Below are 15,024 nucleotides of genomic sequence, written 5' to 3'. Positions count from 1 at the left end.
AGAAGCGGCGCCGGCCCGTTGCGCCGCCCGGCGACGCGCCTTCGGCCTGCCTCGCCCGGACGCCCCCGGAGCCGCTCATGACGGCACGCCGCCTCTGCTCTGCCACCGTTCTCTTCCCCACCCGGAGCTCCTCATGACCGTCACCGAACCCACCGCCGCGCCCTCACACCGGGCCGAACTGCGCGAAGCGGCCGGGGTGATGTCCGACCGGATCCTCGACAGGCTCGCCGACCCCGCCGCCACCATGGCCGCCACCCGGATCCCCGCCGAGGCCGCCGACGACGGGGTCGCGGAGGGCGTGTGGGCGGAACTGACGCTCGGCAGCGGCAGCCCGGGCCTGTCGCTGGCGTTCAGCGGCGGCGCTCGGCCCGGCACCGACCGGACGGCGCGGGCGCACGGCTGGCTCGCCGTCGCCACCCGGGCCGCCGCCGACGGGAAGACCACCCCCAGCGGGATCTTCAAGGGCCCCGGGGCGCTGGCGTTCGCCGTACTGATCGCCAACCGGGCCACCGGCGGCTACACCACCGCCCTGCACCGACTCGACGCCTACCAGCGGCAGTTGGTGCACACCGCGATGCCCGCCGTACCGGACGGGCCGCTCGCCACCATCGGCCACTACGAGGTGGTGCGCGGCATGACCGGCGTCGGCCGGTACCTGCTGGCCCGCGCCGAGACCTGCGGCAAGGAACTGGAGACCGTCCTCGGCTACCTGATCGAACTGGCCCGCGGCGAGACCGAGCACCGCGGCGTACGCGTCCCGCGCTGGTGGGCACTGGACGCGCCGCGGATCGGCTCCGAACACCTACTGCCCGACGGCCACCTCAACCTCGGCCTGTCGCACGGCGTCCCGGGCCCGCTGATGCTGCTCGCGCTGGCCTGGCGGGACGGCATCCGGCTGCCCGGCCACCAGGAGGCGCTGGAGAGCGCCGCCGAGCTGATGGTCCGCTGGGCGGTGCGCGACGAACACGGCCCGTACTGGCCGGGCTTCCTGGACCTCACCGAGTACCTGGCCGGCCCCGACGCCTACCGGAAGCCCCCCAGCTGGCCGTCCTGGTGCTACGGGGCGCCCGGCGTCTCCCGCGCCCTGCAGGTCGCCGGCGCGGTCCTCGACCGCCCCGACTGGACCGCGACGGCCCGCGACTCGGTCGAGCGGCTGCTCACCCGGCCGCTCGACGACTGGGGCATGACCGACCACGCGCTCTGCCACGGCTGGGCCGGCGCCCTGCACCAACTGGGCCGCCTGAACGAACACTTCGCCGATCCGCGGATCGAGCAGCGGCGCGACCTGATCGCCGCCCGGCTGATCGACTCGTTCGACCCGGACGCCCCGTTCGGCCTGCGCTTCAGCATGACCGCCAAGCCGTTCGCGTCCGACGTCTCCGGCTACCTGGACGGCGCCGCCGGCGTCGCGCTCGCCCTGGACTCCTACGCGTCCGGCGGCACCCCGCACGACTGGGACATGCCGCTGCTGCTCTCCTGAACGCCGACAAGGCTGAGCGCCGGCCAACGCTGAACGCCGGCAAAGCTGAGCGCCGACCAACGCTGAACGCCGGCAAAGCTGAGCACCGGCAACGCGCTTCGGAGTGGTACCCGCCCCCCGCGGGTACCACTCCAGCGCCCCCCAGCACGGCGATCCCCCCGTCGCCGCCGTGCGCTACCCCCCTCCGTCGACCCCCTGCGGTACCGGAGCAGCTCGGTACAGCCGGGGAAACGGCGGGCCCGTGGGCCGGCCGCCGGCGGGTGGACGGTCCACGACTCGGTCGTCGGTCCGAGTACCTCGACCCGGTCGCGTTCCGATGAGCACAGCCTGCGGTGGGCCGATAACCGGCAGCTAACATCTCCCTCACGTGCACCGGTGGGAGCCGGCGGAGACCTGCACGCGGCACGGGGAGCACACGGGTGCGGTTCGGATTGCTCGGCAGTCTGCTGGCGCAGGACGGCGGGCAGGACGGCGGGCAGGACTGCCCGGTCCGCGGTCCGAAGGCCCGCGCCCTGCTCGCCGTCCTGCTGCTGCACGCCAACCGGCCGGTCTCGCTCGACCGCCTGATCGACACCCTGTGGGGCGCCCACGCCCCCGCCACCGCCGAAGCCTCACTGCGCAACCTGGTCGCCCGGCTGCGCCGCGCACTCCGCGACGAACCCGGCCAGCGCCTGCGGGCCGTCCCCGGCGGCTACCGGCTGGACGTCGCCGACGACGAGCTGGACACCCTCCGCTTCGAACAGGCCGTGCACCGGGCCCACGCCGCCCACCAGGCCGGGGACCTCCCGCAGGTGCTGGCCGAAACCGCCGCCGCTCTCGAACTCTGGCGCGGCGAACCGCTCGCCGACGTCCCCGAACCGGCCGCCGACCACGCCGCCCAACTCGAACAGTGGCGCGAGAAGCGGCTGCAGGCCCTGGAATGGCGCTTCGACGCCGAACTGCGCCAGGGCCGCCCGCACGGCCTGATCGCCGAACTCACCGGCCTGGTCGGCGAACTCCCCCTGCGCGAGGCCTTCCACGGCCAGCTCATGCAGGCCCTCGACCTGACCGGGCGCCGCGCCCAGGCCCTCGCCGTGTACCAGCGACTGCGCCGCACCCTGGTCGACGAACTCGGCATCGAACCCGGCCCCGCCGTCCAGGAAGTGCACCGGCGCATCCTCGCCGACCCGCAGACCCCCGCCGCCGAAACCTCCAACACCCGCCCCAGACCGGCCCAACTCCCCTCCCCGCCCGCCCACTTCCTCGGCCGCGAGGACCAGCTCGACACCCTGCGCACCGCCCTGCTGACCCGCACCGACCGGCCCGCCACGGCCGTACTGAGCGGCATGGCCGGCGTAGGCAAATCCGCCCTCGCCCTGACCTGCGCCAACGCGCTGCGCGAAGAATTCCCCGACGGACAACTGTTCCTGAACCTGCGCGGCGCCACCCCCGGCCTCACCCCACTCGGCGCCCTGCCCGCACTCACCGCCCTGCTCCGCGGCCTCGGCATCGAATCGTCCGCACTGCCCGACGACCCCGACACCGCCGCCGCCCTGCTGCGCACCACCCTCTCCGGCACCCGCACCCTGCTGCTCCTCGACGACGCCGCCGACCTCGCCCAGGTCCGCCCCCTGCTGCCCGCCGGACCGGGCTGCGCCGTACTGATCACCGGCCGCACCCCGATGCTCGCCCTCGACGGCGCACTCCACCTGCGCCTCGGCACCCTCTCCGAACGCGAAAGCATCGCCCTGGTCGAACGCACCGCGGGCCGCGCCACCGCCGACCGCACCGTCGTCGCCATCGAACAGGCCGACCTCGCCCGGCTCGTCCACCTCTGCGGCCGACTCCCGCTCGCCCTGCGCATCGTCGGCGCCCGCCTGGCCGCCCGCCACACCCTGCCGGTCCGCGGCCTGGTCGGCCGGCTGGAAGAAGGCACCGACCGCCTCGACGAACTCGAACTCGACGACCTGAGCATCCGCCAGTCGCTCGCCCTCACCTACGACTCACTCCGCGACTCCACCCGCCGCCCCGACCAACGCGCCGCCGACGCCCTCCTCGCCGTCGGCGCCCTCGACCTCCCCGAATACACCGCCCCCCTGCTGGCCGGCGTCCTCGACCTCACCCCCACCCAGGCCGCCGCCGCCCTCGACCGCCTCACCGAGGTCGCCCTCCTCGACGAACCGCGACTCGACCGCTACGTCCCGCACGACCTGGTCCGCGACTACGCCCGCGAACTCACCGCCGACGCGAAGCAGCGCGTCCGGCTCACCCGCGCGGCGCTCGAGTGGTACCTGGGCGCCGCGTCCGCCGTGGCACTGGCCCTGGACGCGGCCAAGCACCCGGACCGGCACTTGCCCGCTGTCGCCCCCGGCCGCGAATTCGACCGGGACGCCGCGCTGGCCTTCGGAGACGCCGAGTACGGCAACCTGCTGGTCCTGGTGGACCGGCTAGCCGCCGAACCGTGGGCTGCCGAGTACCTGCTCCCGGTGGTGCGGGGGCTCTTCCCCTACCTCCGCGCCCGCGGCCGCCACCCCGAACTCACCCAGCTCAACCAGACCGCCCTGCGAGTGGCCCGGCAGGCGGCCGACTCCACCGCCGAGGCGTACGCACTCGGCGACCTGGCCGCCGCGCACTTCGATGTCGGCCGCTACCTTCCCGCGCTCGACCTGATCGAGCAGAGCGAGGCACTGTGGCGACAGCTCGGCGACCAGCAGCGGGAACGCTACGCCGCCGGCAACCGCGGCATGCTGCTGTCCTCCCTGGGCCGCACCGAGGAGGCCCGGGCCGTCCTGGAACGAGCCGCCGAACTCGCCGAGGAGTACGGCGACGCCTTCAGCGCGGCCACCGTCCACTGCAACCTCGGCAACCTGATCGAAGCCACCGACCCGCACCTCGCCATCGCCCACCACCGCCGCAGCATCGAGGCCGGCCGCAGCGCCGGCATGACCGCGGCCGAAGTCTCCGGCCTCTGCAACATCGGCTACGCCTACCTCCGACTCGACGCCCCCGACGACGCCATCCACCACTTCGACGCCGCCCTCGCCTTCCCGCCCGGCACCGCCCCCTGGGACTTCCGACTCGAAGCCCACAAGGGCCGGATCGAAGCCCTCCGCCGACAAGGCCGCCTCGCCGAAGCCCTGACGGCCTGCCACGAACTCCTCGCCTGGACCACCTCCGTCGCCGAGGGCTACGGCACCGGCCTCACCGAGCACATCCACGGCCTCGTCCTGCGCGACCTCGACCGCCCCCGCGAGGCCGTCGCCGCCTGGCACACCGCCCTGGCCAGCCTCGCCAACGCCGACGTCCAACAGATCGCCGAAATCCACGCCCTCATCGCCGCCACCGAAAGCGCCTGACCCCACCAACGCCGAAGGACCGGCCCCGGGATCCCTCCCGGCGACCGGCCCTCCGTCAACCTCTGCATCCGGAGCCCCCTGTCGGGTTCGAACCGACGACCCCCGCTTTACAAGAGCGGTGCTCTGGCCAGCTGAGCTAAGGAGGCGCAGTAGCCGTCCGCGGGATCCGCGTCGGCACCAGTGGGCAGTGTACCGGGCGGGGGCGGGGCGATGCGGGCGGTTGAGGGGACGGGCGGGGGGTGGGCCGTGATCGGATCGATGCGGAAGTCGGGGGCGGGCGAGGGCTGACAAAAGAACGGGTCGGCGGGTACCGTCACGAGGAGCCGCGCCGGGGTCGGTGGTCCAGACCATTCGGGGCGGTGGAGACCACCCAACCTTTACTCGGATCGTCCGGCACGTTCCTGCCGGTGAAGGAGCGAAGCAGCATGGCTTCTGTGACGTACGACAAGGCCACCCGCGTCTACCCGGGTGCCGACAAGCCGTCGGTCGACGCGCTCGACCTGGAGATCGGCGACGGCGAGTTCCTCGTCCTGGTCGGCCCCTCCGGCTGTGGCAAGTCCACCTCCCTGCGCATGCTGGCCGGCCTGGAGGACGTGAACGGCGGCGCCATCCGCATCGGCGACCGCGACGTGACCCACCTGCCGCCGAAGGACCGGGACATCGCGATGGTGTTCCAGAACTACGCGCTGTACCCGCACATGACCGTCGCCGAGAACATGGGCTTCGCCCTGAAGATCGCCGGCGTCAACAAGGCGGACATCCGCACCAAGGTCGAAGAGGCCGCCAAGATCCTCGACCTGACCGAGTACCTGGACCGCAAGCCGAAGGCGCTCTCCGGTGGTCAGCGTCAGCGTGTCGCGATGGGCCGCGCGATCGTCCGCCAGCCGCAGGTCTTCCTGATGGACGAGCCGCTGTCGAACCTGGACGCCAAGCTCCGCGTCTCCACCCGTACCCAGATCGCCGGCCTGCAGCGCCGCCTGGGCATCACCACGGTCTACGTCACCCACGACCAGACCGAGGCCATGACCATGGGTGACCGCGTCGCGGTGCTCGACAAGGGCGTGCTCCAGCAGGTCGACGCCCCGCGCGCCATGTACGACAAGCCCGCCAACCTGTTCGTGGCCGGCTTCATCGGCTCCCCGGCGATGAACCTGGTCGAGGTTCCGCTGGTGGACGGCGGCGTGAAGTTCGGCGGCTCGGTGATCAACATCGACCGTGAGGACCTCTCGAAGGCCGGCTCCGCGAAGAACGTCGTGGTGGGCATCCGCCCCGAGCACTTCCAGATCGTCCCGGCCGGCGGTGTCGAGGGCGTCGCGGTCACCGTCAACGTGGTCGAGGAGCTGGGCGCGGACGGCTTCGTGTACGGCACCACCCAGGTGTCGGGCCAGGACAAGGACATCGTGGTCCGCGTGCACAGCCGGGAGATCCCGCAGCGCGGCGAGACCATCCACGTCGTCCCGGTCGGCAACGAGACCCACGTCTTCGCCACCACCGGCGAGCGCCTCAGCCGCTGACCGCCGGCCGCTGACGCGGCGCGCTGACCAACGCACCGGAACCCCCTGCCGACGGCCGCCGGCAGGGGGTTCCGCCGTTTCAGCCCCTCGCGTCAACCTGATGGCGGAACAAAACAGGACAGCGATCACTCGTTGGGGTAACGCGGCGCGCCCATTCCGCCACGCACCGCTACTCTCCTGTGCGTGAAACAGCTCGTTCGCCGAATCGGCCAGACCGTTGCCCTCACCCTGCCGGTGATCCTGGTGACCACCGGCACCCTCGCCGTCACCCGCGTCCCATGGGCCCCGCCAACGGCCCTGGACCAGCAGGTGGTCGCGGCCTCCAGCGGGGACGGCACCATCGGCCGGACCTCCACCTCTCCCAACACCCAGGGCCTGGCCGCGCAGGACGCGCTCCGGGTCGACCTGATGGAGGAGCTGAAGAACCACAACCCGGGCACCGCGCTCGACCTGCTGGAGCGCACCATGCGCGAGAAGCCCTCCCTCACCCCCTACTGCAGCGCCCTGGCCGGCGACCTCGGCCGCGCCGCGGTGAAGAAGTACCAGGGCGACGTCCAGCGCGCCCGCTCCTTCGCCCGCCCGGTCTGCGACGGCTCCTTCGCCGCCGGAGTGGTCGGCTAGACAGCAGCCGCCACCGGGAACCGCGCGAGAAACCAGGCACCCGTCAGCAAGATCGCGACGCAGGGCAATGACCTGCACGTGCTCGCGATCTTGCTGACGGGTGCCTTCCGTTTCGCGCAGCTCCCCACGCCCCCGGTTTCTCGCCCACCTGCCCGACCGAACCGAAGGGCCCCTTCCAGGAGGAGATCTCCCGGAAGGGGCCCTGCCGTACGTCGACCGGCCGTCAGGCCGTCTCGCTCACGGCCGCCGGCCGCATGCCGAGCTCCAGCAGCGGCGGCCCGCTGCCCAGCAGCCCGCCGATCACCCCGTGCGAAGGCTGGGAGCGCGGGCTGCTGGGTGCGCCGCCCGTCCCGGCACCGCCGGTGCCCGTGCCGCCTGCGGAGCCGCCCGTACCGGCGCTGCTGCCACCCCCGGCGTGCGGCGCGGGGCTGGTGCCGCCGGACGGGCCGGTGCTGGGCTTGGGCTTTCCGCTGCCACTGCGGCTGGGCGAGGGGGAGGGCGCGACCTTGGTGGGTCCCTGGGACGGCGGGGTGGTCGGTGCGGACGGGGAGGGCGACGGGCCGCTGCTCGGCCAGACCGGGGTGCCGTACTCCGTCGGCGGGTGCACCGGTGTCTGCGTGCGGCCGGTGCGGACGGCGGCGCCGAGCAGCGAGCCGGTGAGCAGGGTCAGACCGACGACCACGGCGGTGACGACCGAACGGCGGCGCAGCATCCGTCGCCGGACCGCGCCGGGTTCGGCGGGCCCGTGGCGGCGGAACGCCTCGAGGGCGATCCGGCCGTCCAGCGAGGCGAACGGGGCGCCGGCCATCAGCAGCGGGCTCCAGGCCGCGAGGAAGATCAGGTCGGGGGTGTCGTAGGCCGGCACCGCCTTCCAGCTGACGGTGAACAGCAGCGCGGCGGACAGCGCCATCGCGCCGCCGGCGGCGAGCCGCTGCCACAGGCCCAGGATGGACAGCACGCCGATCACGATCTCCGCGAAGGAGACCGCGAGGCCCGCGCCGACCGGGTGGGCCATCGCGAAGTCCAGCAGCGGCTGGGCGACCTTCCAGGGGTGCAGCGAGGACAGCCAGCGCATCATCGAGCCGCGCTCGCCACCGTCGAAGTACACCGGGTCGCAGAGTTTGCTGAACCCGGCGTAGACGGACAGCGAGCCGAGCAGCACCCGCAGCGGCAGCAGGACCAGGCCGAGGTCGACCCGGCGGCCGGGGTACCAGGCGTGCCTGGAGCCCTCGCCGAGCGACGGCGTCTCGGGCAGCTCGCCCTCGGGGTGCCAGCTGTGCCCGCCGACCCGCATCGACTCGTCCAGCAGTTCGGCGACGCCGACCCGCGACGATTCGTCCGAACCCGAAGCCGAACCCGAAGCCGAACCCGAGCCCGGGCCCGTGCCCGCGCCGGAGCCCGTCCCGTACTGCCGGGGAACGGCCTGCAGTTGCTGGGTGTCCTGCTCGGAGAAGGCCTTCGCCGGGGCGGGCACGGTGTTCAGCCGGACGGCTTCGAGCAGTTGGGTGGCGGCGGTGTCGCCGGGCGCGGCCTGGCCGCTCCAGGTGACCACCCGGGGCTTGCGGCGGGGCGTGGTGCCGGTGACGGAGGCGGCGGTGATCCCGGCGAGCGTGGGCACCGTCGCTGCGGGCACCACGACCTGCGGGGTGACCAGCGGACGGGTGCCGTGCTGCAGGTTGTAGGGGTCGCCGAAGGCGGCACCGGTGGGGCGGTCGATCAATGCGGTCACCGGGCCGGAGAGCCTGACCCGGAAACTGGCCTGGGTGCTGCTGAGCTTCGCCGGGTCGGACGGAACCCGGACCGTGTTGAGGCCCGGGCCGTCGTCTATCCCCGCGGAGCGCTGCCCGAAACGCCGAGGTGTTCTGGTGTCCACACCCCTCTAACCGGGTGACGGGCCCGGAGGACACTCTCCCGGGTGGATTCCGGGCGGGGCTTTGAAGTGATCATGGGAAATCCGATCGGGCCCGACCGGACCCGACCGGTTGACGCACAAAAACGACGCACCGTCACGTGTCGTGACGGTGCGTCAGTGCCGCAGTGGGCGACTTACGCCCAGGCGGTCAGCGCTTGGCGCGCATGCGGGCCGCTTCGTACAGCACGATGCCGGCGGCGACACCGGCGTTCAGCGACTCGGTGTGGCCGGGCATCGGGATCCGCACCCGCAGGTCGCAGGTCTCCGACACCAGGCGGGACAGGCCCTTGCCCTCGGAGCCGGCCACGATCACCACGGGGCCGTTCAGCGCGTCGAGGTCGCCGATCTCGGCCTCGCCGTCGGCGGCCAGGCCGACCACCATCAGGCCGGCCTTCTGGTAGGCCTCCAGCGCGCGGGTCAGGTTGGTGGCGCGGGCCACGGGCAGCCGGGCGGCCGCACCGGAGGAGGTCTTCCAGGCACCGGCGGTCATGCCGGCCGCACGGCGCTCGGGGATCACCACGCCGTGCGCGCCGAACGCGGCGGCGGAACGAACCACGGCACCCAGGTTGCGGGAGTCGGTGACGCCGTCCAGCGCCATGATCAGCGCGTCCTGGCCGGTGTTGGCGGCCTCCTCCAGCAGGTCGTCGGGGTGCGCGTACTCGTACGGCGGGACCTGGAGCACCAGGCCCTGGTGGTTCAGGCCGCCGGTCATCTGGTCCAGCTGGGCGCGCGGGGCCTCCATCAGCGGGACGCCGCGCTCGTTGGCGGCCTGGAAGGCCTCGCGGACGCGGTCGTCGGTGTCGATGAACTGCTGAACGTACAGCGTGTTCGCCGGCACGCCGCCCTGCAGCGCCTCGACCACCGAGTTGCGGCCCACCACCAGCTCGGCCGCGCCCGCGCCACCGCGGCCGCTGCGCGGGCCGCCGGACCGGCGCATGCCGGCCCGGGACTTGGCGTCGCGCTCACGCTTCAGTGCCGCGTTGGCGGCGCGCTGCTTGGGGTGCCCCTTGCGCTCCTCGCCGCGCGGCGTCGGGCCCTTGCCCTGGAGCGCCTTCCGGCTGTGGCCGCCGGTACCGACACTCGCGCCCTTCTTCGACCCGGGGTTGCGGCGGTTCCTGCGCTGGCTGTTGCCGGCCATGGCTGTACTTCCTGTCTCTGCGTCTGCTTCGTGCGTGGGGGCCGCACCCATACAAAGGTACGGCCCCCATGCGCCCCGAAGGGCTACTGGTTGATCGTCCAGCGCGGGCCGGACGGGGTGTCCTCGATCGCCAGCCCGGCCTGGCCGAGCTGGTCGCGGATGGCGTCCGCGGTGGCGAAGTCCTTGCGGGTGCGGGCCGCCTGGCGCTGCTCCAGCACCAGCTTGACCAGCGAGTCGACGACGCCGGTGAGCTCCTCGCCCTGGCTGCGGCCGCCGGCCCAGAAGTCGTCCAGCGGGTCCAGGCCGAGCACGCCGAGCATCGCCCGGACCTCGGCGAGGCGGGCCGCGGTGGACTCCTTGTCGTCCGCGCCGAGCGCGCTGTTGCCCTGCCGGACGGCGGTGTGCACCACGGCCAGCGCCTGCGGCACGCCCAGGTCGTCGTCCATCGCCTCGGCGAACGCCAGCGGCACCTCGGGCGCCGCGTCGACCATGCCGCAGCGCTCGACGGCGCGCTCGATGAAGCCCTCGATCCGGGCGAACGCCGTCTCGGCGTCGCGCAGCGACTCCTCGCTGTACTCGATCATCGAGCGGTAGTGCGGGCCGGCCAGGTAGTAGCGCAGCACGATCGGCCGCCAGCGCTGCACCATCTCGGAGACCAGCACCGAGTTGCCCAGCGACTTGGACATCTTCTCGCCGCTCATGGTGACCCAGGCGTTGTGCACCCAGAAGTTGGCGAAGTCGTCGCCGTACGCCTTGGACTGGGCGATCTCGTTCTCGTGGTGCGGGAAGATCAGGTCCAGCCCGCCGCCGTGGATGTCGAACGAGCTGCCCAGGTACTTGTGCACCATCGCCGAGCACTCCAGGTGCCAGCCCGGGCGGCCGCGGCCCCACGGGGTGTCCCAGCTCGGCTCGCCGGGCTTGGCGGCCTTCCACATCGCGAAGTCGCGCGGGTCGCGCTTGCCGGTCTCGTTGTCGCCGGAGGGCTGCCGCAGGTTCTCCAACTCCTGGTTGGAGAGCGCCAGGTAGTCGGAGTAGGTGGTGACCGCGAAGTAGACGTTGCCGTCGGCCTCGTACGCGTGGCCGCGCTCGATCAGCCCCTGCATCATCTCGATCATCTCCGGCACGTGGCCGGTGGCCCGCGGCTCCGCGCTCGGCGGGAGGCAGCCGAGGGCGTCGTAACCCTCGTTGAACGCACGCTCGTTGGCGTGCGCGATCTTCCACCACTCGATGGACTGCTCGCGCCCCTTGGCGATCACCTTGTCGTCGATGTCGGTGACATTGCGGACGAAGGTGACCTCGTAGCCGCGGTAGCGGAACCACCGCTGCATCACGTCGAAGTTGAGTCCCGACCGGATGTGCCCGATGTGCGGGGGCGCCTGAACGGTGGCACCGCACAGGTAGATCGAGACACAGCCCGGCACCAGCGGGACGAAGTCGCGTACCTGGCGGGTCATGGTGTCGTACAGGCGAAGGCTCACAGCGTCCAGAGTAGTGGGCGGCGGGGGGTGCCCCGCCACCTTCTGGCTACTTGGCGCGCCCCACTCAGAAGTTGGCGACCACCTTGCGCGGGCTGAGCCGCACCACCACCCGCACCGCGTCCGGACCGTCCCACGCGTAGTCCTGGCCGCGGTACTTGCGGGACAGCTCGTCGATCAGCTCCCGGCCGCCCTCGGTGGTCATGGTGACCTCGCCGCGCGCCTCGAAGTACTGGTACGGGCTCTCCGCCGGGTTGATCAGCACGCTGATCCGCGGATCCCGCACCAGGTTCAGGTGCTTGCGCCGCCCCTGCACGGTGGAGAACAGGATGTCGTCGCCGTCCCGCTTGATCCACACCACCGAGGCCTGCGGGCTGCCGTCGGGCTGCACGGTGGACACCACCGCGAAGCTCTTCTCGTCCAGCAGCTTCCGCACGTTGTCGTCGAGTTCGACGCCCATGTTTCCTCCCGCACCAGAGAATTGACTGCCTGTCATGTCAGGCTAGGGGGCGGGCCGTTCCCAGACCAGCGCCGTGGCGATCGCGGCGAGTCCCTCGGCCCGGCCGGTCAGGCCCAGGCCGTCGGTGGTGGTGCCGGAGACCGACACCGGCGCGCCGACCGCCGCGGACAGCGCGGCCTGCGCCTCGGCGCGGCGCTTGCCGATCTTCGGGCGGACGCCGATCACCTGGATCGCCACGTTGCCGATCTCGAACCCGGCCTCCCGTACCAGCCGGGCGGCCTCGCCGAGCAGTGCCACGCCGGCCGCGCCCGCCCACTCGGGGCGGTCGGTGCCGAAGTGCGCGCCCAGGTCGCCGATCCCGGCGGCGGAGAACAGCGCGTCGCAGGCGGCGTGCGCGGCCACGTCGGCGTCCGAGTGCCCGGCCAGGCCGGTCTCGCCAGGCCAGTCCAGCCCGGCCACCCGCAGCGGCCGGCCGTCCTCGAAGGCGTGCACGTCGGTGCCGATGCCGATCCGCGGCAGGACCGGGCTGTTGGTGGTCTCAGTAGGCATCGGTGGCCCTCCGGCGGGCGAGTACGGCCTCGGCGAGTACGAGGTCCAGCGGGCGGGTGACCTTGAACGCCTCCTCGTGGCCGGGCACCACGACGACCCGGCCGCCGAAGCGCTCGATCAGCCCGGCGTCGTCGGTCACCTCGATGCCCTCGGCGACGGCCTTCTCGTGCGCCGCGGCCAGGCCCGCCAGGTCGAAGCCCTGCGGGGTCTGCACGGCGCGCAGCGTGGAGCGGTCGGGGGTGTCCAGCACCGGCTCGGGGCCGGACGGCTGCGGTTCGACCCGCTTGACGGTGTCGGCCAGCGGCACCGCCGGCACCACCGCCTCGGCGCCGGCCCGGACGGCGGCGGCCACCGCGTCCACCACCTCGACGGGCACCAGCGGGCGGGCCGCGTCGTGCACCAGCACCACCGGGGTGCCGGCCGGGATCGCGGCCAGGCCGAGCCGCACCGACTCCTGCCGGCTGGCGCCGCCGGGCACCACCCGGACGTCCTTGCCGTCCAGGCCGTGGCTGTCCAGCAGCGCGACGACCTCCGCCACGCCGTCCGGCGGCGCGCACACCACCACCAGGCCGACCGCCCGGCTGCGGGCCAGCGCCCGGACCGCGTGCACCAGCAGCGGGACGCCGCCGAGTTCGCGCAGCGCCTTGGGGGCGCCGGGGCCGAGTCGCTCGCCGCGGCCGGCAGCCGGGACGACCGCTGCCGCGAGCTGTGCTGAGGCGTTCAGGTTTGGCTCCTTGGTCGCGATGGGTATGGCCGTGCCGAACGCGGATTCGCGAGCGGGCAGGCCCCCTTCCTGACTGCACGTTAGTGGAACCGCGCCGCCCCTTCCGCCATCGTTCCGCCGTGCCTCCCCCTTCCAGGCACGTTCACGGCGCACTGTACCGCCCTGCGTCCGAGCATGGCGAAGCGCCCGAGGCGCCCTTTCGGGCACCATCGGGCGCTACGTCAAGCCAAGCCAGGCGCTGTCCTGCCTCAGGAGGCGAGGACCTCGTCGAGCAGCGTCTCGGCCTTGTCCTCGTTGGTGTTCTCGGCGAGCGCGAGCTCGCTCACCAGGATCTGGCGGGCCTTGGCGAGCATGCGCTTCTCGCCGGCCGACAGGCCGCGCTCACGCTCGCGGCGCCACAGGTCGCGGACCACCTCGGCGACCTTGATCACGTCGCCGGAGGCGAGCTTCTCCAGGTTTGCCTTGTAACGGCGCGACCAGTTGGTGGGTTCTTCGGTGTAGGGCGCGCGAAGCACCTCGAAGACGCGGTCCAGGCCTTCCTGGCCCACCACATCGCGGACACCGACGAACTCGGCGTTCTCCGCCGGAACGCGGAGGGTCAGATCTCCCTGCTGCACCTTCAGCACCAGGTAGGTCTTGTCCACACCCTTGATCTGGCGAGTTTCGATGGCCTCGATCAGCGCAGCCCCGTGATGGGGGTAGACCACCGTGTCGCCAACCTTGAACGTCATGTGACAGGACCCCTTCCGTGGCTTTCCAGAATAACACGCTTTTCGGCTGACCCGAAGGGCGTTTTCGCAGGTCAGGGCGGGTTCCAGGGCTTGACAACCACCCCCGTCGCATGCTGCGACCGGTGTTCGACGGGGGCTTCTCGCAGGTCGGAGGCGGTCTGACCTGGGCGGCGAAACCTCTGGTCACGCTCCCGAAACCATGATTGGATCTTGAGTTTTTGCCTCCGACTCGCCGAGCGGCCGGGATCGTGATCGGACTGCGACACGGGGCCACCCCGTGATTCCCGGATATGTGTGGTCGGTAGTGTGGCCCTCGACCACCGACCGTGATCCCTTTTCCGTGGGATCGTCCCCACCAAGGAGAAGTCGCCGCCGTGAGCCGGAGCCTTCGACGCGGCGCTGCCGCCGCCCTCGTCCTCGCCGCGATCGTCCCGCTGTCCGCCTGCGCGGCGGGCAACGACGCCGACACGCTGCAGATCAAGCCGGACAACGCGGCGACCTCGATCGACAACTCGGTCAAGCTCAACAACATCGTCGTGGTCGCCCCCGCGGGTTCGGCCGGCGAGTACACGGGCCCGGTCGCCGTCACCGCGAACATCGCCAACACCGCGCCGAAGGACGACCTGGTGCTGACCGGGGTCAAGGTCGGTGGCTCCGCCGCGACGCTGACCGACGAGAACGGCGCGCAGGTCTCGCAGATCGTCATCCACGCCGGTGAGTCGGTGCTGATCGGCGGCAAGGGCGGCGCCGCGCTGGCCCAGGTGCCGAACGCCAAGGTCACGGTCGGCGGCTACAACGACACCACCTTCACGTTCAAGAGCGCCGGCGACGTCTCCGCCAACGCCAACGTGCAGCCGGCCGTCGGCTACTACCAGGGCTTCGGCCCGGCGGCCAAGGCCACGCCGTCGGCGGGCGTCACCGCCTCCCCGGGTGCGGCCTCCTCGCCGGCCGCCGGCGCCGGCGCGAGCGGTTCGCCGAGCGCCCCGGCCGGCAGCCCGTCGGCTCCCGCCACGCACTGACACCAGGCACACACGAAGGGGCCCCGCCGCGGCGGGGCCCCTTCGTCGGTCTGTCGTACCTGCGGT

At 72.7% G+C, this 15,024-nt stretch carries 12 protein-coding genes and 1 tRNA gene; 5 read left to right on the top strand and 8 right to left on the bottom strand.

Translation table 11 applies throughout. The features are described from left to right. Nucleotides 1–133: 133 nt before the first annotated feature. Nucleotides 134–1,480, top strand: coding sequence for a lanthionine synthetase C family protein (locus ACFYST_RS08800; protein WP_387860980.1), 1,347 nt, complete (start codon nt 134–136; stop codon nt 1,478–1,480). A gap of 419 nt (nt 1,481–1,899) precedes the next feature. Then, nucleotides 1,900–4,815, top strand: coding sequence for a BTAD domain-containing putative transcriptional regulator (locus ACFYST_RS08795; protein WP_387860979.1), 2,916 nt, complete (start codon nt 1,900–1,902; stop codon nt 4,813–4,815). Between the two features lie 72 nt (nt 4,816–4,887). Here ACFYST_RS08795 and ACFYST_RS08790 read toward each other — a convergent pair. Beyond that, nucleotides 4,888–4,961, bottom strand: a tRNA-Thr gene (locus ACFYST_RS08790). 279 nt (nt 4,962–5,240) lie between these two features. Between ACFYST_RS08790 and ACFYST_RS08785 the strand changes: the two genes are divergently transcribed. Then, nucleotides 5,241–6,329: an ABC transporter ATP-binding protein gene (locus tag ACFYST_RS08785; protein ID WP_387643998.1), complete on the top strand. Its 1,089-nt coding sequence runs from the start codon at nt 5,241–5,243 to the stop codon at nt 6,327–6,329. A gap of 183 nt (nt 6,330–6,512) precedes the next feature. Further along, nucleotides 6,513–6,950, top strand: a complete 438-nt coding sequence (locus ACFYST_RS08780) for a hypothetical protein (RefSeq protein ID WP_387643995.1) — start codon at nt 6,513–6,515, stop codon at nt 6,948–6,950. A gap of 223 nt (nt 6,951–7,173) precedes the next feature. Here the strand turns inward: ACFYST_RS08780 and ACFYST_RS08775 are convergent, their stop codons facing one another. From ACFYST_RS08775 to ACFYST_RS08745, 7 genes are all read right to left on the bottom strand, one after another. Next, on the bottom strand, nt 7,174–8,679 hold the full coding sequence (locus tag ACFYST_RS08775; RefSeq protein WP_387860977.1) for a DoxX family protein: 1,506 nt from the start codon (nt 8,677–8,679) through the stop codon (nt 7,174–7,176). A 331-nt stretch (nt 8,680–9,010) separates the two neighbouring features. Next, on the bottom strand, nt 9,011–10,000 hold the full coding sequence (gene rlmB, locus ACFYST_RS08770; RefSeq protein ID WP_387643990.1) for a 23S rRNA (guanosine(2251)-2'-O)-methyltransferase RlmB: 990 nt from the start codon (nt 9,998–10,000) through the stop codon (nt 9,011–9,013). 83 nt (nt 10,001–10,083) lie between these two features. Continuing rightward, nucleotides 10,084–11,478 (bottom strand): cysteine--tRNA ligase, encoded by a 1,395-nt coding sequence (cysS, locus tag ACFYST_RS08765; protein ID WP_387643987.1) that lies wholly within the window; start codon nt 11,476–11,478, stop codon nt 10,084–10,086. A 64-nt stretch (nt 11,479–11,542) separates the two neighbouring features. Continuing rightward, nucleotides 11,543–11,935 (bottom strand): PPOX class F420-dependent oxidoreductase, encoded by a 393-nt coding sequence (locus ACFYST_RS08760; RefSeq protein ID WP_387643984.1) that lies wholly within the window; start codon nt 11,933–11,935, stop codon nt 11,543–11,545. Between the two features lie 42 nt (nt 11,936–11,977). Beyond that, entirely contained in the window at nt 11,978–12,484 is a 507-nt protein-coding gene (ispF, locus tag ACFYST_RS08755) for a 2-C-methyl-D-erythritol 2,4-cyclodiphosphate synthase (protein WP_387860976.1), read from the bottom strand. Further along, complete coding sequence (gene ispD / locus ACFYST_RS08750; protein ID WP_387644963.1) at nt 12,474–13,235, bottom strand: 2-C-methyl-D-erythritol 4-phosphate cytidylyltransferase; 762 nt, start codon at nt 13,233–13,235, stop codon at nt 12,474–12,476. Before ispD ends, ispF begins: the two co-directional genes overlap by 11 nt. Before the next feature lie 221 nt (nt 13,236–13,456). Then, nucleotides 13,457–13,939 (bottom strand): CarD family transcriptional regulator, encoded by a 483-nt coding sequence (locus tag ACFYST_RS08745; RefSeq protein WP_014136563.1) that lies wholly within the window; start codon nt 13,937–13,939, stop codon nt 13,457–13,459. A gap of 374 nt (nt 13,940–14,313) precedes the next feature. Here ACFYST_RS08745 and ACFYST_RS08740 point away from each other — a divergent pair, with 374 nt between their 5' ends. After that, entirely contained in the window at nt 14,314–14,958 is a 645-nt protein-coding gene (locus ACFYST_RS08740; RefSeq protein WP_387860974.1) for a DUF461 domain-containing protein, read from the top strand. The last annotated feature ends 66 nt before the right edge of the window (nt 14,959–15,024 follow it).

This window comes from Kitasatospora sp. NPDC004614 (assembly GCF_042873675.1).
Taxonomy (GTDB): domain Bacteria; phylum Actinomycetota; class Actinomycetes; order Streptomycetales; family Streptomycetaceae; genus Kitasatospora.
Note: the sequence above shows the minus strand (reverse complement) of the source record. Positions and strands in the feature narration are given on the sequence as shown.